The sequence below is a fragment of the Marinicella pacifica genome (assembly GCF_014636635.1).
Classification (GTDB): Bacteria; Pseudomonadota; Gammaproteobacteria; order Xanthomonadales; family Marinicellaceae; genus Marinicella; species Marinicella pacifica.
This window is the reverse complement of sequence record NZ_BMEO01000004.1, coordinates 225,148-244,404: the sequence shown is the minus strand read 5'-3', so window position 1 is coordinate 244,404 and position 19,257 is coordinate 225,148. Positions and strand designations below refer to the sequence as shown.

Annotated in this window: 17 protein-coding genes; 9 read left to right on the top strand and 8 right to left on the bottom strand. The window is 42.8% G+C overall.

The features are described 5' to 3' along the window. Positions 1-21 precede the first annotated feature (21 nt). Both IEV16_RS06825 and IEV16_RS06820 read left to right on the top strand, forming a co-directional pair. Entirely contained in the window at positions 22-225 is a 204-nt protein-coding gene (locus IEV16_RS06825; protein ID WP_188364926.1) for a YdcH family protein, read from the top strand. A gap of 53 nt (positions 226-278) precedes the next feature. Continuing rightward, positions 279-1,169, top strand: coding sequence for a hypothetical protein (locus IEV16_RS06820; RefSeq protein WP_188364925.1), 891 nt, complete (start codon positions 279-281; stop codon positions 1,167-1,169). Between the two features lie 23 nt (positions 1,170-1,192). On the opposite strand, the gene IEV16_RS06815 is transcribed toward IEV16_RS06820, so the two are convergent. Next, on the bottom strand, positions 1,193-2,509 hold the full coding sequence (locus IEV16_RS06815) for a DUF1501 domain-containing protein (RefSeq protein WP_188364924.1): 1,317 nt from the start codon (positions 2,507-2,509) through the stop codon (positions 1,193-1,195). 5 nt (positions 2,510-2,514) lie between these two features. Beyond that, positions 2,515-4,287 carry a DUF1800 domain-containing protein gene (locus IEV16_RS06810; RefSeq protein ID WP_188364923.1) on the bottom strand — a complete coding sequence of 591 codons (1,773 nt, stop codon included), beginning with the start codon at positions 4,285-4,287 and terminating at the stop codon, positions 2,515-2,517. Positions 4,288-4,469: 182 nt separating this feature from the next. Here IEV16_RS06810 and IEV16_RS06805 point away from each other — a divergent pair, with 182 nt between their 5' ends. Together IEV16_RS06805 and IEV16_RS06800 are read left to right on the top strand one after the other, a co-directional pair. Then, complete coding sequence (locus IEV16_RS06805) at positions 4,470-5,315, top strand: AAA family ATPase (protein ID WP_188364922.1); 846 nt, start codon at positions 4,470-4,472, stop codon at positions 5,313-5,315. A 7-nt stretch (positions 5,316-5,322) separates the two neighbouring features. After that, positions 5,323-6,498 (top strand): vWA domain-containing protein, encoded by a 1,176-nt coding sequence (locus IEV16_RS06800; RefSeq protein ID WP_188364921.1) that lies wholly within the window; start codon positions 5,323-5,325, stop codon positions 6,496-6,498. A gap of 1 nt (position 6,499) precedes the next feature. Here the strand turns inward: IEV16_RS06800 and IEV16_RS06795 are convergent, their stop codons facing one another. Continuing rightward, positions 6,500-7,009 carry a GNAT family N-acetyltransferase gene (locus IEV16_RS06795; protein WP_188364920.1) on the bottom strand — a complete coding sequence of 170 codons (510 nt, stop codon included), beginning with the start codon at positions 7,007-7,009 and terminating at the stop codon, positions 6,500-6,502. Positions 7,010-7,148: 139 nt separating this feature from the next. Next, entirely contained in the window at positions 7,149-7,946 is a 798-nt protein-coding gene (locus tag IEV16_RS06790) for an ion transporter (RefSeq protein WP_188364919.1), read from the bottom strand. A 164-nt stretch (positions 7,947-8,110) separates the two neighbouring features. On the opposite strand from IEV16_RS06790, the gene IEV16_RS06785 reads away from it, so the two are divergent. Together IEV16_RS06785 and IEV16_RS06780 are read left to right on the top strand one after the other, a co-directional pair. Further along, positions 8,111-8,413, top strand: coding sequence for a hypothetical protein (locus IEV16_RS06785; RefSeq protein ID WP_188364918.1), 303 nt, complete (start codon positions 8,111-8,113; stop codon positions 8,411-8,413). Between the two features lie 74 nt (positions 8,414-8,487). Beyond that, positions 8,488-9,096, top strand: a complete 609-nt coding sequence (locus tag IEV16_RS06780; protein WP_188364917.1) for a carbonic anhydrase — start codon at positions 8,488-8,490, stop codon at positions 9,094-9,096. A gap of 5 nt (positions 9,097-9,101) precedes the next feature. Here IEV16_RS06780 and hemW read toward each other — a convergent pair whose 3' ends face one another. Genes hemW through rph form a run of 3 tightly spaced genes read right to left on the bottom strand, consistent with a single transcriptional unit; the run spans position 9,102 to position 11,556 of the window. After that, positions 9,102-10,250 carry a radical SAM family heme chaperone HemW gene (hemW, locus tag IEV16_RS06775; RefSeq protein ID WP_188364916.1) on the bottom strand — a complete coding sequence of 383 codons (1,149 nt, stop codon included), beginning with the start codon at positions 10,248-10,250 and terminating at the stop codon, positions 9,102-9,104. Further along, positions 10,247-10,837 (bottom strand): RdgB/HAM1 family non-canonical purine NTP pyrophosphatase, encoded by a 591-nt coding sequence (gene rdgB / locus IEV16_RS06770; RefSeq protein WP_188364915.1) that lies wholly within the window; start codon positions 10,835-10,837, stop codon positions 10,247-10,249. Before rdgB ends, hemW begins: the two co-directional genes overlap by 4 nt. Further along, positions 10,834-11,556 carry a ribonuclease PH gene (rph, locus tag IEV16_RS06765; protein ID WP_188364914.1) on the bottom strand — a complete coding sequence of 241 codons (723 nt, stop codon included), beginning with the start codon at positions 11,554-11,556 and terminating at the stop codon, positions 10,834-10,836. The genes rdgB and rph overlap by 4 nt, the downstream gene beginning before the upstream one ends. 459 nt (positions 11,557-12,015) lie before the next feature. On the opposite strand from rph, the gene IEV16_RS06760 reads away from it, so the two are divergent. From IEV16_RS06760 to IEV16_RS06750, 3 genes are all read left to right on the top strand, one after another. Beyond that, a complete protein-coding gene (locus IEV16_RS06760; protein ID WP_188364913.1) occupies positions 12,016-12,534 on the top strand; it encodes a hypothetical protein in 519 nt (172 codons plus the stop codon). A 408-nt stretch (positions 12,535-12,942) separates the two neighbouring features. Then, positions 12,943-17,358 (top strand): Kelch repeat-containing protein, encoded by a 4,416-nt coding sequence (locus IEV16_RS06755; RefSeq protein WP_188364912.1) that lies wholly within the window; start codon positions 12,943-12,945, stop codon positions 17,356-17,358. 103 nt (positions 17,359-17,461) lie between these two features. Beyond that, the gene (locus IEV16_RS06750) at positions 17,462-18,301 is read left to right on the top strand and encodes a hypothetical protein (protein ID WP_188364911.1); all 840 of its coding nucleotides are present in this window, start codon (positions 17,462-17,464) and stop codon (positions 18,299-18,301) included. Positions 18,302-18,509: 208 nt separating this feature from the next. Here the strand turns inward: IEV16_RS06750 and mtgA are convergent, their stop codons facing one another. Then, positions 18,510-19,220 carry a monofunctional biosynthetic peptidoglycan transglycosylase gene (mtgA, locus tag IEV16_RS06745; protein WP_188364910.1) on the bottom strand — a complete coding sequence of 237 codons (711 nt, stop codon included), beginning with the start codon at positions 19,218-19,220 and terminating at the stop codon, positions 18,510-18,512. Between the last annotated feature and the right edge of the window lie 37 nt (positions 19,221-19,257).

Here is a 19,257-nt window from a genome sequence, read left to right as displayed (position 1 = left end):
AACTATTTTAATGGAGTTGTTATGGCATTAAAAGAACATCAAATCAGAGAACGTTTGGGTCAACTCAAAGAAAAGCATAAAGCTCTGGAATCCCGTCTGGCGGGTCTGGAATCTGCACCCGAAGCCAATGAACTGAGTATCAAACGCCTGAAAAAAGAAAAATTAAGCCTCAAAGATGACATCAAACATTATGAAGATCTGTTGATTCCGGATATGGATGCCTGAACCTTTTTATTATTTTGTATTCTAAGATTTTATTGCTAAACTTTTAATTCTGTATGAAACCTCATATTTCAATAACTCGCGGTTTGTGGCTGATTGTATGCTGTCTGATGGCCTGGCCGGTGTTTGCCAATAACCTAAAACCACTGGATAAAGTACCTGAGCAGTATATTCGTATGGCGGAAAATAGTGACGCCTTGCAAGTGGCGGTGGTGCGCTTCCAGCCCCGCAGCGATTCGCAGGATTGGTATGTGGATTTGGTCAGTGCGGTGCATGTGGCCGATGCGGCTTATTTTGCTGATCTTAATCAGCGGTTTTCGAAATATGACGCGGTTTTGTATGAAATGGTGGCACCTGAAGGCACCAAAATCACACCCAGACAACAGACCGGCGAACATGCCCGGACCGACAAAACAAATCTGTTGACCAGTATTCAAACGACGATGACGGATGTACTGGGATTAACCTACCAAATGGATGGCGTGGATTACAGCCCTGCACATTTTATCCATGCCGATTTTAGTCCGGATGAATTTAAACAAAGTATGACCAACAGAGGTGAAACCATCACCGGCATGATTTTGCAAATGTGGCGCGCCGGATTGGCCCGTGAACTCACTGCCGGTGCCGGCAGTCAGCTGAGTTTATTGTCTGTTTTAATGGCAGATGATAAACAGTTGGCCTTAAAACGCATGGTGGCGGAGGAACTGGCTGATTCTGAGTCCATGATGGTTGCTTTTGAAGGTCCCGAGGGGTCCACATTGGTGGCTGCCAGAAATCAAAAAGCGCTGAAAGTGCTGGAACGAACACGCACCGACAAAAAGCCTCAATCAGTCGCCATTTTTTATGGTGCGGGTCATATGCAGGACTTCCAGCAGCGACTGATGACTGAATTTGATATGGTGCCGGTTTCCATCGAATGGTTGGATGCCTGGTCTTTAGAATAATAAATCTGTTAACTTGTTTTTAGTTAATCAAATCCCGAGGCAAATATCGGATCATAGTCAGCGTCAAAGATGGGCGTCATGTCATCACCTTGAACGACATTTAGTGGGTTGTAATTATTGTAGTCAGGGAAAATGTATCCTAAAAAGCGGTTGCGCATCCGTTTCATCAAGATTTCACTGACCACATCGCGGTAATCGGTGGTGACATTCACATCGCCGCCTTCAAACAATTCGTTAGGTCCTAAGCCGGGGAATTGACCGTGAAAACCCGGATTTATGGTATCACCAATGACAAACATGGGGTTGCCATAGCCGTGATCAGTGCTGTTGGCGCTGTTTTGATAGGCACGGCGACCAAATTCAGATTGTACAACCACTGTAAAACGACCCGGGTGATGGGCATGTAAATCCTTATAAAATGCGGCTAAAGCGGCCGATAATTCAGTGGCAAGATTATTAAATCGGTAGCTTTGACCATCATGGGTGTCCCAGCCACCGGTGGGCACATAAGCCACTTCCAAACCGACATCAGATCGATATAATTGCGCCACAGTTTTCAGCTGATCGCCCAATTGGCTGTCCGGATAAATTGCATTGTTGCCCGGTTGATAATTCGCCCAATCAATGCTTTGGATAACTTGCGAAGTGTAGAGGGCTTGGTGGCCCACGGTGGCTTCCGGGCTGTTTGGATTTTCATACAAACGGTTCAGGGTTTCAGCTTGTGTATCTCCCCAGGCCCAGTGACCGTTGGCCATGGTGAAATCTTCCGGGTCATTCAATGCCAGTGCGGTGGGATCGCCCAGAAAAGCCGCCGAGTTGGCATCACCCGGTACCACGGAAGGTATTAATGCGTTTTCAGGGGTATGCAGTGAGGATTGGAAATAACGTGTTAACCAGCCGGTACCGGCGGTGGCGCCTAAATCCTGCGCACCCAATTCCATGTATTTAGTGGCTTCAAAGTGACTGCGGTTGGATTGGCTCAAACCGGTGGCATGGACAATCGCCATTTTATTTTGGTTAAACAAAGCAGCCATTTCTACCGCCGCCGGGTGCAGGCCAAAGGCATTCTGACCGTTTAAAGCCAGTGATTCCGTATTGGGAATATGTAAGTTTGGTCGCAGGTCATTGCGGTAATAATTATAATCGCTGCCACTGCGTGGCGGCACCATATGTAAACCATCCATGGCGCCGTTCAGAAAAACGTACACCAATAAATCCCTTGTCGGGCCGTTGTTTGCGCCCAAAAATTTACGGGCCATGCCGACTTGTAAACCACCCAGGCCCGATAAAGTGATCAGGCCGGTACCTTGGATAAATTGTCTGCGGTTAATTTTTTTCATAATGATTACCGGTAAATAAATTCAGGGGTGAAGAAAATGGTGGCCACCATGTCATAAAGCCTGTCCTGGTTTTTATCCGGCCAGGAATTGTCATTTAAATCAATGACATCATTGTGATTGCCGACAACCGGATTAGCGCAGTCTTTGCTGGCCATAAAATCGGCCAGGTGATTGTGGGTGCTGTTATCAGGCATGGTGCCGATAATTTTTTCATACCAAAAATTAACCAACTGGGTGGCGGTATGGTCGTTAGGATTGGGCAGGCCAATAAAGGTCTCGGCAAGAACTTGATTAAGTATCGGTTTATTGCCGTCATAATCTTCATGTCGGTGCGCCATTCTTTGAATTAATTTCCAGGTACCTACCAGGCTTGAGGTTCCCAGCCAGTGAGATTTAACATCGGGATAGCCGTTAGGAGAAGCCCAATAGAAGGGTTGGTGACCGGTGACAAAGATATCCCAAAAATGCCAGCCGCTGTGTTCATTATTGGGATTGAATTCAAAGGTGTATTTTATCTGGCGCAGAGCACCTATAATGCGTTCAAACGGCCGCTTAATTTTCTCAGCCCAGGTGGTTAAAAAGTCATTGGATTTAAGCAATGTTTCCATCGCCAATTTGATTTGATCCGGTGCTTGCCAGTTTTGTTGCAGGGTATTGGCCACTGCATCTATAATTGTTGTATTGGGTTCATCCGAAATAAATCGGCGACACAGTTTTTCCGCCAGAAAACGATTGGTGCCCGGATGTTGCGCCAGTAAATCTAAAATTTGATTCAAATCTTGTTGTGGGTTGGCACTGGTGTAATAAAATTCTTCACCCAGTACCCGTTTGGTACCGGTGTCATGCCAGTCATCGCGGTAAAGAAATAAACCGGTGGCGATATTGCCGTTCTGGAAATCCCACCAGTCAGCGCCGCTGAAAGACCAGCCGGTTAACGCCCGCGCCATTGCCATGACATCGGCTTCCACATAACCACTGCGATAACCCTGACCGTCTATCGGCACGTCTTGCCAATCCATATGGCCGAAGTAGTTATCAGCACCCAGGGTATGCAATTCCATCACTTCACGGGCATAATTTTCATTGGGGGCGGAGGCACGATTTGAGCCATTATTCAGATAAATCAGCATACAAGTTGAGCATGTCACCTGATACAACATTTCTCTGAAGTTGCCCAGTACATTGGGCCGGATCACATCGCGGTCATAATGCACAAACATCGGTTGTACACCATAAGAATCGTTAGAAATATTGAAGTGGTTGTGCCAAAAATCAGCCATCATCTCTTTTAATTGACGCCTGGAATGAATGCCCCGGAGAATGGTTGCCAGAGAGACTTCCCGTGTTGGTCGGGTAAATACTGACCATTCATAGGTGTCGCCATCCGCTTTTCTGAAATGCTGTTGATACAGTTGCTGGCGGGTTTTATGGAGGGTGTTAAAACCATTGGCGCCTGTTAAGCGTTGTTCACAAGCCGCATCATTAATCGTGTCCGGATTTAATTGCTCGTCAATATACGCCATCACCTTGGCATGATCCGTGGCCCCGGGTAACTGATTGATGTGCGCAACATCATCGCTGTTTGGACCATATGCCATTTTGGTCAAAATACGATGAATCAGATTGGGCGGTGTGGCTGCCGCTTTAGGACTCCCAGTGATAAAGGCATGGGTTTTAATCACCGGTTGCTTTGGTCGCTTGGTTAATTTTTTCGGTTGTCGGTAACCGGAATCGTCTTTATTAGGTTTTTTACGCTTAGGCGTGTAATCAATGAGCATGGCTGTAATCCTCTATGAACACCCCTATTTAACGCCTGTGGCTGTTAATAAATTGAGAATAAACGCACATTTTTAAGCTGTAAAGGTAAATTTTGGTGAAAAATAACCTTGTTTTAACCCTTTTAACAAGCCTTGTGGATTCTTGTTAAAATGGACCGCTTTAAAAAATTGGTAATCTTTACATGACAAAATTTAGCGGCAGTGACAATTATGTGGCCACCGATGATTTGCAGTTGGCCGTCAATGCGGCCGTGACTTTACAGCGGCCTTTGTTGATTAAAGGTGAGCCGGGCACCGGCAAAACCATGTTAGCCGAAGAAGTCGCTCAGGCCATGGGTAAACGGTTAATCAGCTGGCACATCAAATCCACCACCAAAGCCCAGCAAGGCCTGTATGAGTACGATGCCGTGTCGCGCTTGCGGGATTCGCAACTGGGCGATGATAAAGTTCATGACATTAAAAACTACATTAAACCGGGTAAACTCTGGGAAGCCTTTACCAGCGATGAGCAGGTGGTGTTACTGATTGATGAGATTGACAAAGCCGACATTGAGTTTCCCAATGATTTATTGGTGGAGCTGGATAGAATGGAATTTAGTGTTTATGAAACCGGAGAAACCATCACCGCGAAACAACGACCGATTATTATCATCACCAGTAACAATGAAAAAGAATTGCCCGATGCCTTTTTGCGACGCTGTTTTTTCCATTACATTAAATTCCCGGACAAAAAAACCATGCAGGCCATTATTCAGGTTCACTTTCCGGACCTGAAAAAGGATTTGCTGAATGCCGCCCTGGAAACTTTTTTTGAAGTGCGGGATATGCCGGGCTTGAAAAAACGACCCTCCACTTCCGAGCTGATTGATTGGATAAAACTGCTGGTGGCGGATGATATACCGCTGGAGACCCTGCAGAATAAGAGCATTAAAGAAGCCATTCCGCCTTTGTATGGCGCGCTGTTAAAGAATGAGCAGGATGTAGAAATGCTGCAAAAAATGGCCTTTATCATGCGCCGCGAAGGTTAATTGTTACATGTTAATTGATTTTTTCTATACCTTAAAAAAAGCCGGTCTGCCGGTGACGGTGAAAGAGCTATTAACGCTGTTAGAAGCCCTGGAAAAACAGGTGGTGTTCGGTTCCATCGACGATTTTTATGTTTTAAGCCGTTTATGTATGGTCAAGGATGAACAGCATTTTGATCGCTTTGATCAGGCTTTTGGTCATTATTTTCATAATCTGGAGATGGTGCAAGGCCTGGAGGAGTTTTTAATTCCACATGATTGGCTGGATCCTGAATGGATAAACAATTTAAGCGAAGAAGAAAAAGCCCAGATTGAAGCCCTGGGTGGTCTCGATAAGCTCATGGAAACCCTGAAAAAACGCCTGCAAGAACAACAGGGCAAGCATCAGGGCGGCAATAAATGGATTGGTACCGGCGGCACCTCGCCCTTTGGCCATGGCGGTTATAACCCCGAAGGGGTGCGTATCGGTGGCTCGGGTCGGCATCAGCGTGCCACCAAAGTCTGGGAAAAACGCCAGTTCAGAAACTTAAGTGATGATGTCGAGTTAGGCACCCGCTCGATTAAGATGGCCTTGCGCCATTTGCGCCATTTTGCCCGTACCGGTGCTGCCGATGAGTTGGATTTAGATGACACCATTCGCTCAACCGCAAAAAATGCCGGTTTATTGGATTTAAAAATGCGCCCGGAAAAACACAACGCCGTGAAGTTGTTAATGTTTTTCGATGTCGGCGGTTCCATGGATTATCACATTGAACAGGTGGAGCAGTTATTCTCAGCCGCCCGCAGTGAGTTCAAGCATTTGGAATATTATTACTTTCATAATTGCGTGTATGAACACCTGTGGCGGGATAACAGCCGCCGCTGGGATGAACCGCTTAATACCTATGATGTGTTGAACACCTACGGCGAGGACTATCGGGTTATTTTTGTCGGCGATGCCGCCATGTCGCCCTATGAACTGACCCATGCCGGTGGTTCGGTGGAACATATGAACCAGGAAGCCGGTCTGGTGTGGTTGCAGCGCTTGTTAGATCAATGGCCGAATCACGCCTGGTTAAATCCTATTCAAAAAGCCTATTGGGACTACACCCATTCAACCCAGATATTAAAAAAAGTGTTGGATGAGCGTATGTTCCCCATGACTTTATCCGGCATAGAAGCCATGGCCAAGGCATTATCGACCTAAGTTAGGCAGATTTTTCAACTGCCGGATTGAACACTTTTTTCTGTAAAGAGTAATGATGGTCACCTTTGAGCACTGCCGTGCCTTCTTCGACAAAGCCTAAGCTGTCATGAAAAGCCAGTGACTTCTCATTGGGTGGATCCATGTGGATTTCAGCGAACATATAATCAATGTTGTTTTTTTCAGCATAATCAAAGGCGCGCTGATAAAATTCACTGCCGATACCACGACCGCGAAATTCATTGGCCACCGCCACCCGATCCACGTAAATAAAATTATCATAGCGCTTTTGAAACCAGCGAAAGTTTTCACTTTCATAATCAGCATTGGATTTCACCAACATAAAAAAGCCGGCAAACTGACCGTCTTCTTCGGCCACCAGCACATGGGAGTTATCTTCATTGATGTTGTCAAACTGATGGGCTGTCATCGGACTCAGCAATTCAACTAATCTCTGGTTAAGTTTGAGTACATTTTGTAAGTCTTTCTCGCGTTCAAAAGCTCTGATTTCCATAAATAATTTTTTTTGTTTAAATAAAAAGGAAGGATAAATTAAAGTTAATCTGAGGAATGTGTGATTAACAAGCTTAAATTTTAACATTTTCAGCTAAAAAATTAAAGATATCGGCGCAAATCAGGGCTTTTTGTGACTTTTAAGGGTTTTTATGGGTCTTGTCTAATAGTTTTTTTAAATCCTTTAATTCTCGTTCGATGCGGTCTAACTGTGTCAGTTTGTGTTTTTTGACGGCCAGCATTTTTTCATAAGCTGTTTTTTCCTGATCCAGAACATTCACCACAATACCAATGACCATATTGAGAAAGGCAAAAGCCGTGAAGAAAATGAAGCTGATGTAATAGGCCCAGCTTAGTGGATAAAGCGACATTGTTTCATACATCACATCAGTCCAGTCTTCAAAAGTCATGACCCGAAAAAGGGTCAACATACTGGTGGCAATATCGCCCCATAAGGTGTTATTAATCGGGGCAAAAAAGAAACTCCCCACGGCGCCGTAAATGTAAAAAATAATAAACATTAACAACATCACATAAGATAACTGCGGCATGGCTTTAAGTAGGGAATTTATAAGTATCCGTAATTCGGGAATAATCGACACCATACGCAAGACACGAAACACCCGCACCAAACGACCCAGTAAAGCCATTTCTGAGTCCTGGATCGGTATCAGACTGACCACCACAATCACCGTGTCAAAAATATTCCAGCCATTTTTAAAAAAACGCTTTTTGTTCTCGCAGGCGATAAATCGCGCCATGATTTCGGCCAGAAAAAATAAAGTGACTGCCCAGTCAGCAAATAAAATAATTTGTTCTACCCAAGGTGACAATTGATAGGTTTTAGCACCAATTAACAGTGCGGAGATAATAATGACCACCACCACGGACCATTCAAACAGTTTATTATCAACCAGTTTTTGTAAAGTTATCTTCATGAACAGCGCTTAAAAAAAGTCCGGTAACTATGGTGCTGAATAACTTAAAATCAATCTAATTTTTAACTATGTGTTTAGATTTCAGTTGTTAACTTTGTATCTGGTTGGTACTGAGTAATATTTATGAGCTATAATTATTCAGAACGTTTGAGTGAGACTAAAAAATGAAGCCATATACTAAGACCCTGGCGGCTGTTTTTGTGGTATTGGTTGCTTTAGCAGCAATATGGCCGACTAAAAATAATCCCTATAAAACAGTTATTAAAGTATTGGACCAACAACAGTACATTCAGGCCGAAGACGTTCAGATGCTTACAGGCCGCTATCAAAATGTCATGACTTTGGAAGCTGTTCAACTGGAATTGATGGATACAAAGCAGGCTCAAAAATTTAAAGTCACTGCGCAAAAATGGCCTTTGTTTGATTGGCGTTTGACCTCTTTTAGTGTTCACCCTAAAAATAAATAGATAATCAGCTTATATCCTGACAACCGCCGGAAAGGGATTTATAATTATGCGACTTTATCTCAATACACATGCCCATGAAAAGAGCCCAACAAGCCCTCGCTGCGCTGAAAGCCGGCAACCAACGCTTTATTGACGAACACCAGAGCCCGAGTGGTGCCATCAGTGGCGAAAAACGCATGGAACTAACCCAAGGACAAAAGCCTTTTGCGGTGATTTTAGGCTGTTCCGATTCGCGCGCACCGGCGGAGTTGGTGTTCGATCAGGGTTTGGGTGATTTATTTGTCATTCGAGTGGCAGGTAATATTGTGGCGCCTTCTTTAATTGGAAGTATTGAGTTTTCCGTGGCTGAGTTTGATACGCCCTTGGTGGTGGTCATGGGTCACACCGAATGTGGTGCGGTCACAGCCACCTTAAATGATATTAAGGAACCCGGCGTGGGTGTCTCTCATCACATTCAATCCATTGTCCGTCGCATTAAGCCGGCCGTAACACCCTTAACGGATTTAGTCGGCGTTGATAATGTCACCGTATCGCAAGCAGTAAAAGCCAATGTGCAAAAATCCGTGGATCAATTATTGGCCTCATCGGACTTATTAGAAGACGCTTTAGGTTCAGGAAAATTAAACATCGTCGGCGCCTGTTATAACATTTCCACCGGTGTGGTTGAGTTTTACGATGACTAAGCTTTTTAGAGAAGTTGTTGCAAAATAACGTCGCTGTTTAAAAAGCCGGTTTCGGTTAGGGTGATGGATTGGTCGTTGAGCCGGTACCAGTTTTCAGGAACAGATTCCTTGAACAGCGTTGTTAAACTTGTCACGTCTAAACCGGTCCGCTCGTGAAAACGTTTTAAGGGAATTGGTTCTTTTAAACGCAGATGGTTCAACAGAAATTCAAACAATAAGTCATTTTTGTTCAGTGTTTTTTGTTCAATAATACGTTCAGGTTGATGCACCTTATTGAGATACATTTGCGGATGCTTCTGCTTGACCAAGCGAATAATCTCGCCATTATGGCCTTGGGTAATTTTACTGTGGGCACCGGCACCGATACCGAGATAATCACCAAATCGCCAGTAATTCAAGTTATGTTCGGCCGGATTGTCATTACCTGCGTAGGCCGAAACCTCGTATTGTTGATAGCCGGCTTCTGCCAATATGTCCTGACCCTGGAAATACATATCTTGTTGCAGGCCCTCATCAGGAATACCCGTCGGTGGCTTCACCGCAAAGAGCGTGTTGGGCTCTAAAGTCAGCTGATAATACGAGACATGCGGCGGTGATAAATCTAATAATGCCTGTAAATCGTTCCTGGCATCGGATAAAGACTGATTGGGTAAAGCAAACATCAAATCCGTATTGAAATTATCAAAACCGGCTTGTTGGGCTTTATCAATGGCTTTAATGGCCTGATCGGCGTTATGAATACGGCCCAGAACCCTTAACTGATTATTATCCAAAGATTGCACACCAAAGGACAGGCGGTTAATACCGGCCTGGCGATAAGCACTTAAATCATCGAACTCCTGACTCCCCGGATTGACTTCCATGGTGATTTCCGCATCCGGTCGAATCGGCAGTAAAGCACGAATACCGCTGAGCAAACGCTGCATCGATTGGGCGGAAAATAAACTTGGTGTGCCGCCGCCCATAAAAATGGTGTTAATGGTGCGACCCCAAATTAACGGTAAATCCTGCTCTAAATCGGTCAGTAAAGCATCCACGTAGGTCGCCTCATCGAGGTCAGTTTTTAGTTGATGGGAATTAAAGTCACAATACGGACATTTCTGCACGCACCACGGGAAGTGAATGTATAAACTGAGTTTAGGCGGTGTGATCATACCTTTGGTTGTAAACGGCTTTTCAGCTGTTGGACCGCTTGGCCGCGGTGGGATAAGCGCAGTTTTTCAGCAGCTGGTAATTCAGCGGCACTGCAATTTAAATCAGGCAGATAAAAAACCGGATCATAACCAAAACCACCATCGCCTTGGGATTGTTGGCTGATTTCGCCGTACCAGCGGCCTTCGGCGATCACCGGCGCCGGATCGTCGGCATGCTGCATCATCACCAGGCAACAATAAAAATAAGCCCGGCGGTCATCGATGTTGCGCATGTTCTTGATTAACAACGTGCTGTTATCACTGTCCGAAGCCTGCTCACCGTCATAGCGCGCAGAATAAACCCCCGGTTCGCCTTTCAGCGCCGGTACAATCAGCCCCGAATCATCCGCCAACGTCGGCAGACCGCTGATTTGTGAAGCATGACGGGCCTTGATAATCGCGTTCTCAACAAAGGTGCTGCCGGTTTCAGCGACCTCATAAGCAGCGTCTTTCGGTTGCAACTGCAGTTCAAAGCCAAAATCCTGCAAAGCCAAAGACAGTTCCCTCAGCTTTCCACGATTACCACTGGCTAACAGCAGCTGTTTCATGATTTGTTTAAAATGGCTTGTTGCTGAGCATATAATAATTGCTGAATACCACTGTCGGCCAAATCCAGTAATTCATTCAACTCATCCCGACGAAAGGCATGGCCTTCAGCAGTGCCCTGAACCTCGATAAAATGCCCGCCATCATTCATGACAATGTTCATATCGGTTTCGGCTTGAGAATCTTCGGGATAATCCAGATCCAGCACCGGTTGTTGATTATAAATCCCCACCGACACCGCCGCCACCGAACCATGCAGTGGGTTCTTTTTGATGATGTTGTTTTTTAATAAGGATTCCACCGCATCATACAGCGCCACATAAGCCCCGGTAATGGACGCTGTGCGTGTCCCGCCATCCGCCTGAATGACATCACAATCCACGGTAATCACCCGCTCACCCAAAGCCGACAAATCAACAATCGCGCGTAAAGACCGGCCAATTAAACGCTGAATTTCCAGCGTTCGCCCGCCTTGCTTACCCCGCGCCGCTTCCCGGCCATTGCGGGTATTGGTGGCCCGCGGAAGCATGCCGTATTCCGCTGTCACCCAGCCCTGGCCCTTACCCCGTAACCACGGCGGTACCCGGTCCTCGACACTGGCATTACATAAAACTTTAGTGTTACCACAAGAAATCAGCACGGAACCTTCGGCGTGCATGGTGTAATTCCGCTCAATACGGATCGGCCGTAATTCATCATTCGCTCGTTTCGATGGACGCATAGATAGTTTGTTTTTAAAAAAGAGCCATTTTAACATTCAAAAACATTTCTTGTGACTTTCGATTTGCCCCCACCACCTGCGTCGTCCTCGGGCTTGACCCGTGGACCCATTTTAAAAAATAGAGAAAAGCATCAATCAAAAAACGTTCTAAACCAGACACCAGTTTCTCCAGTCAATCCTTGCTTCCATGATATCGACACAGAAGTGACTAATTTAACACTTGTGAACAGAATGTGATAATAAAATTAATGTCATACCGAGCGTAGCCGAGGTATCTCGCAAAGTTCATCATGATTTAAAAGTGTCTGAAGATATTTTTGCTTATTATTTGGTTTCACATTATTAAAGTTTAATATGCTTTAAATATGATATAATCAACAATATGGGAACGAATGTACTAAGTAAAAAATATTTCGATATCTGATGTTGACTCACAAATAATAAATTTTAAGTATTAACATGATTCCACGTAGAAAATTAAAAAGTGTTCATGAAAACAGTGTTTTAAAATCATTTGGCGAATGTCTAAAAAGAAAGGGTTTGACTTTTAAGATTAAGTCCCAGCCAGATCCACCAGATGCTTTTGTAGAAATTGACCGCAAAAATACTTGGGTAGAAATCACTGACGCTTTTTATAGTCAAGACGTTGCTATTAGCATAACTTCTTATGCAGCAGATATTACACATAGACCTTCTAAAGGAGGGTATGTCAAAGATCCTGACGAAACTACACGCAATAAAGTTGAAACTGTTATTGAAAAGAAATTAACTAAAAGTACGATGATTAAAATAGCTAGGTCTCATGGTAAAGGTATACTGTTAGTTGGTTTATTTGGTCCTTTTTTTGATATAGATGAAATTGGAAATAACTTGACAGTAGCTTTTAAAAGTAAATTACAAAACCAGTCGGTTTTTGACTCTATTTATTTATATGAAGGTTGCAGTGAAAATGTACATCGTTATAAAAAAATTCTTTAGAATTAGTTGATGTAACTTTGGACATTGCTATTTGAAATTGTTTCGCTTTCCATCACAAAAACGAACAAAAAATCAATTGGTGGGAAGAAATAATATTCTAAAAATAAGTTGAATAAACTCCGAAGTATCATATTTTTCTAAATGGTCTTTTGGGCAGGTAATTCCCTATGCATAGGCCTTTACGTATGCCTAAATGGTAAAGTTCTCATGATGTTTTAATTATGCTCGTTCTGAAAATATCTATTTATAAAGTTAGAATCATAGAATGTACAGTTTAACCCCAAGTCCATAAAATCATGACCTTGTTATAAAAAAGTCACAGTCTGTCAATTCAATAACAATACTCTCATATTTATAGACCAGATCAAGAAGTTGAGATTACAGAACTAATGTTCAGTTTATTGTATAATGGAAAAAACATATAAGAACATGGAAATGAATCGCTTTAAATCTGTATCAATCTTAATAATTTCACTCTTAATCCTTTTCTCTAATCAGTCTTTCTCTAAAGACGTTGTTAAGCCACTGCCATTGGCTTGGACGAATCTGAATCAAGCAGAATACATCGATAATTTAGTCGAATGTAAAACCGCGATAGATGAGCTTAAGTGGTCTTATAATCTTTGGCCAGAAGAAAACAAATCTCCAAAACCCTTATTTTCAGAGGTCGTAGATACTGACAAAATTCGTCAATCTGTGCTTGAGAATCTTAAAATGGAGGCCGTTTTAGCAAAAAGATTTAATTTTGAGATTACGCCTGAGATGCTGCAGCATGATTTAGACAGAATGGCTCGACAGACGAAAGATGCAAAACGCCTTAAAGAGTTATTTGATGTTTTAAATAATGACCCAACAACCATCGCTCAATGTGTCTCAAGACCTTACTTGGTTCAAAAGAAATTAGCCAACCAGTTTAATTTTAACAACACCATTCATGCAGAAGTTAAACAAAAGGCTCAAAGAGAATTAGATAAATACCTACTGAGCAACAATACAGATGATACAACCGCACAAATTAATACGATAACTTATGGATTGGTATCTGCTGATAAAAAATCTTTAGATACTGAGCCTTCACCAGAGGAAATAAATAAAAAGAGAATTGTGGAACTGGATGCGGAAGAGTTTAAACATATCGTAAAAAAATCCAATAATAGAAATCTCCAAGAGCATCATGCTTCTTTTGTTTATACTGAAATAGTTGAAGAAACTCAACAAAGCATAAAAGTAAAGGTGCTGCAGTGGAAAAAGAAAAGTCAAAATGAATGGCTTTCAACGCATTCAGATATTACATACCTTCCAGCATCAAAAACGCATCAATATTCTTTGCCAAAAATCACTAAAAAAGAACAGGGATTGAATAATAAAGCTGCGGTTATAGACAGGTGGGAAAATTATGAGATTGAGATAAAAAGACGAGGTTCCACCGCAATTTGGACTGGTACTGAAATGATTGTCTGGGGAGGCAGTAATACTTATCAAGATAGAGGTGAAAGATATAACCCTGTTAGTGATAGTTGGTCATTTATGAGTACTATAAATGCGCCATTATCAAGAAAAGATCATTCCGCTGTTTGGACAGGAAGTGAGATGATTATATGGGGAGGGGTTGATAGAGAAGATAATAATCAGTTAAATACAGGCGGTAGGTATAACCCTGATACAGATAGTTGGTCTTCTGTTAATTCTAATAATACGCCTTCAAAACGAGTTGGATACACATCTGTTTGGACCGGGACTGAAATGATAATTTGGGGTGGATATGGAGATAGTGGTTACTTAAATACGGGCGGACGCTATAATCCTGATAGTGATAGCTGGTCTTCAATTAGCTTAGGTTCGAACCTACCAACAGAAAGAGCTGGCCATACTGCTGTGTGGACCGGCAGTGAGATGATTATTTGGGGTGGAAACGGAGATAGTGGCTACTTAAATACGGGAGGCCGTTATGATCCCGATAGCGACAGCTGGTCGTCAATCAGTGTAGGCACAAATGTGCCAACAGGAAGATACGACCACACTGCTGTGTGGACTGGAAGTAAGATGATTATATGGGGAGGATATGGAAATGATGGAGCTTTGAACACGGGAGGTCGTTATGACCCTGAGAGGGATAGCTGGTCTTCAACCACAGTTGCAACAAATGTACCAAATGCTAGAAATGGACATTCAGCGATATGGACTGGCAGTGAGATGATTGTTTGGGGTGGAAGAGGAGATAGTGATTACTTAAATACGGGAGGACGTTATGACCCAAGCACAGATAGCTGGCAAGCAACTCAAGTCTCCGGCGCACCCAGCGGAGGATATGAACATAAAGCGCTATGGACCGGCAGTGAGATGATTGTTTGGGATGAATATGGTAATAATTTAAACGCCAGTGGTCGTTATGACCCAGTAACCGATAACTGGATTTCTATGAACACTCAGGATAGATCTATTTCCAGGACTAGTCATACAGCTATATGGACTGGTAATGATATGATTGTATGGGGTGGAATTAATTATGGTTTTTTAAACTCAGGCTTTCGTTATAATCTTATAACTCACACTTGGTTGTCAACCAATATTAATAATGCACCAACTGGTAGAACAAGACACACCGCGGTATGGACTGGCAGTGATATGATTGTTTGGGGTGGTGACGATGGGGGTGATTTTTTAAATACCGGTGGCTATTATAACCCCGGTACGGACAGTTGGCAAGCAACCCCCACCACTGGTGCACCCAGTGGTAGATATGATCACACCGCGGTATGGACCGGTAATGAGATGATTGTTTGGGGTGGATATGGAGATAGTGGTTACTTAAATACAGGAGGCCGTTATGATCCGGATACAGACAGCTGGCAAGCAACACAAGTTACTGGTGCACCTAGTGGTAGATCAGATCACACCGCGGTATGGACCGGTAGCGAGATGATTGTTTGGGGTGGTTATTTTTATAGTTATAGTGCTAATTTTATTAATACCGGTGGTCGTTATAACCCCAGTACTGACAGCTGGCAAGCAACCGAGGTTACTGGCGCACCCGCAGTTAGAAGTCATCACACCGCGGTATGGACCGGCAGTGAAATGATTATTTGGGGTGGGACGTATTTTGGTAATAGATTAAATACCGGTGGTCGTTATAACCCCGGCACGAATAGCTGGCAAGCAATCCCTACCACTGGCGCACCCAGTGTAAGAATGCGTCACACAGCGGTATGGACCGGCAGTAAGATGATTGTTTGGGGTGGAACTGGTGGCGGTTCATTAAATACCGGTGGTCGTTATAATCCCAACACGAATAGCTGGCAAGCAACCAGAGTCTCTAACGCACCCAGTGCAAGTCAGTATCACACCGCAGTATGGACCGGTAGTGAAATGATTGTTTGGGGTACGGGTGAAGATTCTCCAATATGGCTATATTATTTTGATTATTATTATGATATCAGAGGTAGCTTAAGTGGCTTGCAAGGTGACCAAGTCACCCTACAAAATAACGGAGGTGATGATTTAATTTTAACTTCTGATGGGGGCTTTACATTTAACACGCCTATTTTAAAAGGAACTGGTTATGATGTAACAGTCTTAGCCGACCCTCAAAATCCATCACAAACATGTACTGTCACCAATGGTTCTGGAACCAACATATCAGCAGATATAGAAGATGTGTCAATACAATGCTCTGATACTTTTAAAGTTGGGGTAACAGTCACAGGTTTAGCTGCAGGAAATACAGTTAAACTCAATAATAATGGTAGCGATCTATTAGAAGTGAGTGACAACAATGTACTTACATACTTCACCACTCAAATGGCCAATGGAGCCGATTATCTAATTACTGTCGATACTCAGCCATCGGCGCCCAATCAAATTTGTAGCATTACACCGGGTGAAGAATCAGGCACCATAAATTTGGCTGATGTTCATATCGGGGTTTCATGTACAACACTTCAATACAATATTGCCGTGACTGTTTCCGGTTTAGATCCAGATAATTCAATTGAATTAACAACAAATGGCCAAAGTTTGGTTTTTAATAATAATACTACAGCAAACTTTGCTCAGCCTTTAGATGATGGTACTGCTTATGATGTATCGTTAACAGAGCAGCCGACTAGCCCGAATCAGGTTTGTACAATATCAGGGGGCAATGGCGGGAATGATGATGGATCAGGAATCTTAGCGGGCGAAGACGTAACCATTTTAGTAAATTGTCAGACGGTTGAATATACTTTAGGTGGGTTCGTTTCTGGCTTGGCCACTGGCAATGTATTAACTTTATACAACAATACCGCTGATGAATATCTTCTGATAAGCAATAACGGTTCGTATGCTTTCTTTAATAATTTACCAGATGGATCAGGTTTTGACGTATCTGTTGCATCGCATCCAACATCACCCAACCAAACCTGTTCTATTAATAATGCGAGTGGCTCTATTGCGGGTGGAGATTTCACTGATGTCAATTTAAATTGTATAACCAAGCAATACTTAGTGGGTGGCTATGCTTTTGGACTCATACCCAATAATCATATGGTTCTACAAAATAACGCTTCAGATGATTTAATATTGAGACATGAAGGGGCATTTGTATTACCGACACCTTTGGATGATTTAGAAGGTTATGATGTTACAATTCAAAAACAGCCTGATAACCCAATCCAAACCTGTGAACTAGCCAATAACAGCGGCACAATTAATGGGCAAGATGTAGAAAGCATCTTTATGTATTGCGACTTTGGTGATGATTTAATCTTTAGGCATGGTTTTGATGATGTTGAAGCAATAAGTCGAGGGTTATGGGAATTAAAAGATTGGCTTTATTTTCTAAATTGAATCTATATAAGAATTTGAACCAATTTAAGCTTAACAAATACAAGCTATTTAATTGTGTTGCATTTAATTTCTCCCCAATTCAGTTCGGTTTATTGTTCCTAATATGAAAGTTGGTTTTGAAGAAAAAACATATGAAAGTTATTTTAATAATGAATTAGATTCAAAGTCTTCGGTTTATTTTCCTCCAGGGCAGGTTTTGGAAGGTTTTTTTGGATTCGATTCAGCATCATATTCTAAAAACAGTGATCTTTGGGAAAAACTGAATTATCCATTTCTGCCCTTTTCTGGAGTAAATCTCCTGGATATAGCACGAGATTTGGAAGCTGAAATTGGACATTTAATTGATAAAATTCCCAATATAAAATCAAATTTACTAATTCAATATAAACGGCCAGAATATATGGAAAAGCCTAATAGTAAAGAGTGGCAATACTGGCAAAAAGAGTACTATAGATACCAAATATATTTAAAACAGCAAAGCATTCTTTCAAAAATAGATAAGTCATTTGGTAACAGAGCTCTTGTTATTTATGCCTCACCAGCCATAAATAACATAGAAGAACTTGTAAGTCTCAAAATTAAAGGAGAAATCATAGATAATTCAAACTTCAAAAAAGCCTCTGATCTCAATAACCATTCCTTAAACACTTATACATGCGCTGGAAATTACTCTATTGCTTTTAGCGAGCCTGAGAAACTTGAAAATATAGATTTAATATCGGAGCTTCAAAAAATTGAAGATAGTTATTATTTAGATAATAAAAAGTGGATTCTAAATACAAGTGAGGTAATTGCAAAAAATATGAAGAATGTGAAATCATTTAATGATTTAATGGATGAATACATTAAGTTTAAAGAGTTCAGTTTTATTTATTCATTGTTAACCATGAAAGTTTTTCGTGAGATAACGGGCGTGCAATGGGTTTTAAATATTCACACATAATAAATAATTAGACATATCCATCAATTGTAATAGGTCAAATGTTGGACTTCGCTTCGCTCAGCGCCAACCTACCGAACTAATGCAAAATTGAGACTTCAACGGTTGGATTGTTATAAAAAAGCGGTGCTTTTGTTTGCTGCGCAAACTGGGTATCCGAGTCAAGCTCGAATACGTCGCTTGGGCGTTGTATCGGGTTGAATTGCAACTTTCACAAACCATCCAAGTAACCCTCACCACCCAGTTGCTTAACTTGTTGCTCTATCCAGCGGGCGCGCTGGTTCATATAGTCGGAGGGTGGTTGAATGGCGTATCTTCTCGGTGCGGGTAAGCGCGCAGCTAACAGGGCGGATTGGTGGGCGCTCAGTGATTGAGCCGGGACACCAAAAATGGCTTGAGCGGCGGCTTCGGCGCCGTAGATGCCGTCACCGAATTCGGCCACATTTAAATACAATTCAAGTATCCGTCGCTTGGGAATCATGACTTCGATGGCACCCGTGAAATAGACTTCGAGGCCTTTGCGGACCCAGCTACGACCGGGCCATAGAAACAGGTTTTTGGCAAGTTGTTGGCTGATGGTGCTGGCGCCGCGCATTTTTTCGCCGTTTTGACGGTCTTCCAGGACTTGTTCAATGGCGGCCAGGTCAAAGCCCCAATGATCGGCAAACTTTTGATCCTCGGAGGCGATGACGGACATCGCCAATGCGGGTGCAATGTCTGTTATATCGCGCCATTCATGTTGTATTTCGATGCGATCATGTTCTTGGCTGTACATGCGCTGCAACATAAAAGCGGTGGTGGGTGGATTAAACCAGCGCATGGCCAGCACCAATGACAGGGTGATGAAAAACCAAAGCAACACAAGCCGGACAAGCCAGCGCCTGATGGTTGAGAATAAGCTGTGTTTTTTGGTTTTTGTCATTGTACGTTTAATCCTTTTCAGCTGTTTTTAATGATTC

What these genes read in the sequence shown, in the direction of transcription:
- IEV16_RS06790 (WP_188364919.1), bottom strand. Translation starts at nt 7,946, where the DNA reads ATGAAGATAACTTTACAAAAACTGGTTGATAATAAACTGTTTGAATGG.
- IEV16_RS06795 (WP_188364920.1), bottom strand. Translation starts at nt 7,009, where the DNA reads ATGGAAATCAGAGCTTTTGAACGCGAGAAAGACTTACAAAATGTACTC.
- IEV16_RS06815 (WP_188364924.1), bottom strand. Translation starts at nt 2,509, where the DNA reads ATGAAAAAAATTAACCGCAGACAATTTATCCAAGGTACCGGCCTGATC.
- IEV16_RS06825 (WP_188364926.1), top strand. Translation starts at nt 22, where the DNA reads ATGGCATTAAAAGAACATCAAATCAGAGAACGTTTGGGTCAACTCAAA.
- mtgA (WP_188364910.1), bottom strand. Translation starts at nt 19,220, where the DNA reads ATGACAAAAACCAAAAAACACAGCTTATTCTCAACCATCAGGCGCTGG.
- IEV16_RS06810 (WP_188364923.1), bottom strand. Translation starts at nt 4,287, where the DNA reads ATGCTCATTGATTACACGCCTAAGCGTAAAAAACCTAATAAAGACGAT.
- rph (WP_188364914.1), bottom strand. Translation starts at nt 11,556, where the DNA reads ATGCGTCCATCGAAACGAGCGAATGATGAATTACGGCCGATCCGTATT.
- IEV16_RS06750 (WP_188364911.1), top strand. Translation starts at nt 17,462, where the DNA reads ATGAAAGTTGGTTTTGAAGAAAAAACATATGAAAGTTATTTTAATAAT.
- rdgB (WP_188364915.1), bottom strand. Translation starts at nt 10,837, where the DNA reads ATGAAACAGCTGCTGTTAGCCAGTGGTAATCGTGGAAAGCTGAGGGAA.
- IEV16_RS06805 (WP_188364922.1), top strand. Translation starts at nt 4,470, where the DNA reads ATGACAAAATTTAGCGGCAGTGACAATTATGTGGCCACCGATGATTTG.
- IEV16_RS06780 (WP_188364917.1), top strand. Translation starts at nt 8,488, where the DNA reads ATGAAAAGAGCCCAACAAGCCCTCGCTGCGCTGAAAGCCGGCAACCAA.
- IEV16_RS06760 (WP_188364913.1), top strand. Translation starts at nt 12,016, where the DNA reads ATGATTCCACGTAGAAAATTAAAAAGTGTTCATGAAAACAGTGTTTTA.
- IEV16_RS06755 (WP_188364912.1), top strand. Translation starts at nt 12,943, where the DNA reads ATGGAAAAAACATATAAGAACATGGAAATGAATCGCTTTAAATCTGTA.
- IEV16_RS06785 (WP_188364918.1), top strand. Translation starts at nt 8,111, where the DNA reads ATGAAGCCATATACTAAGACCCTGGCGGCTGTTTTTGTGGTATTGGTT.
- IEV16_RS06820 (WP_188364925.1), top strand. Translation starts at nt 279, where the DNA reads ATGAAACCTCATATTTCAATAACTCGCGGTTTGTGGCTGATTGTATGC.
- IEV16_RS06800 (WP_188364921.1), top strand. Translation starts at nt 5,323, where the DNA reads ATGTTAATTGATTTTTTCTATACCTTAAAAAAAGCCGGTCTGCCGGTG.
- hemW (WP_188364916.1), bottom strand. Translation starts at nt 10,250, where the DNA reads ATGATCACACCGCCTAAACTCAGTTTATACATTCACTTCCCGTGGTGC.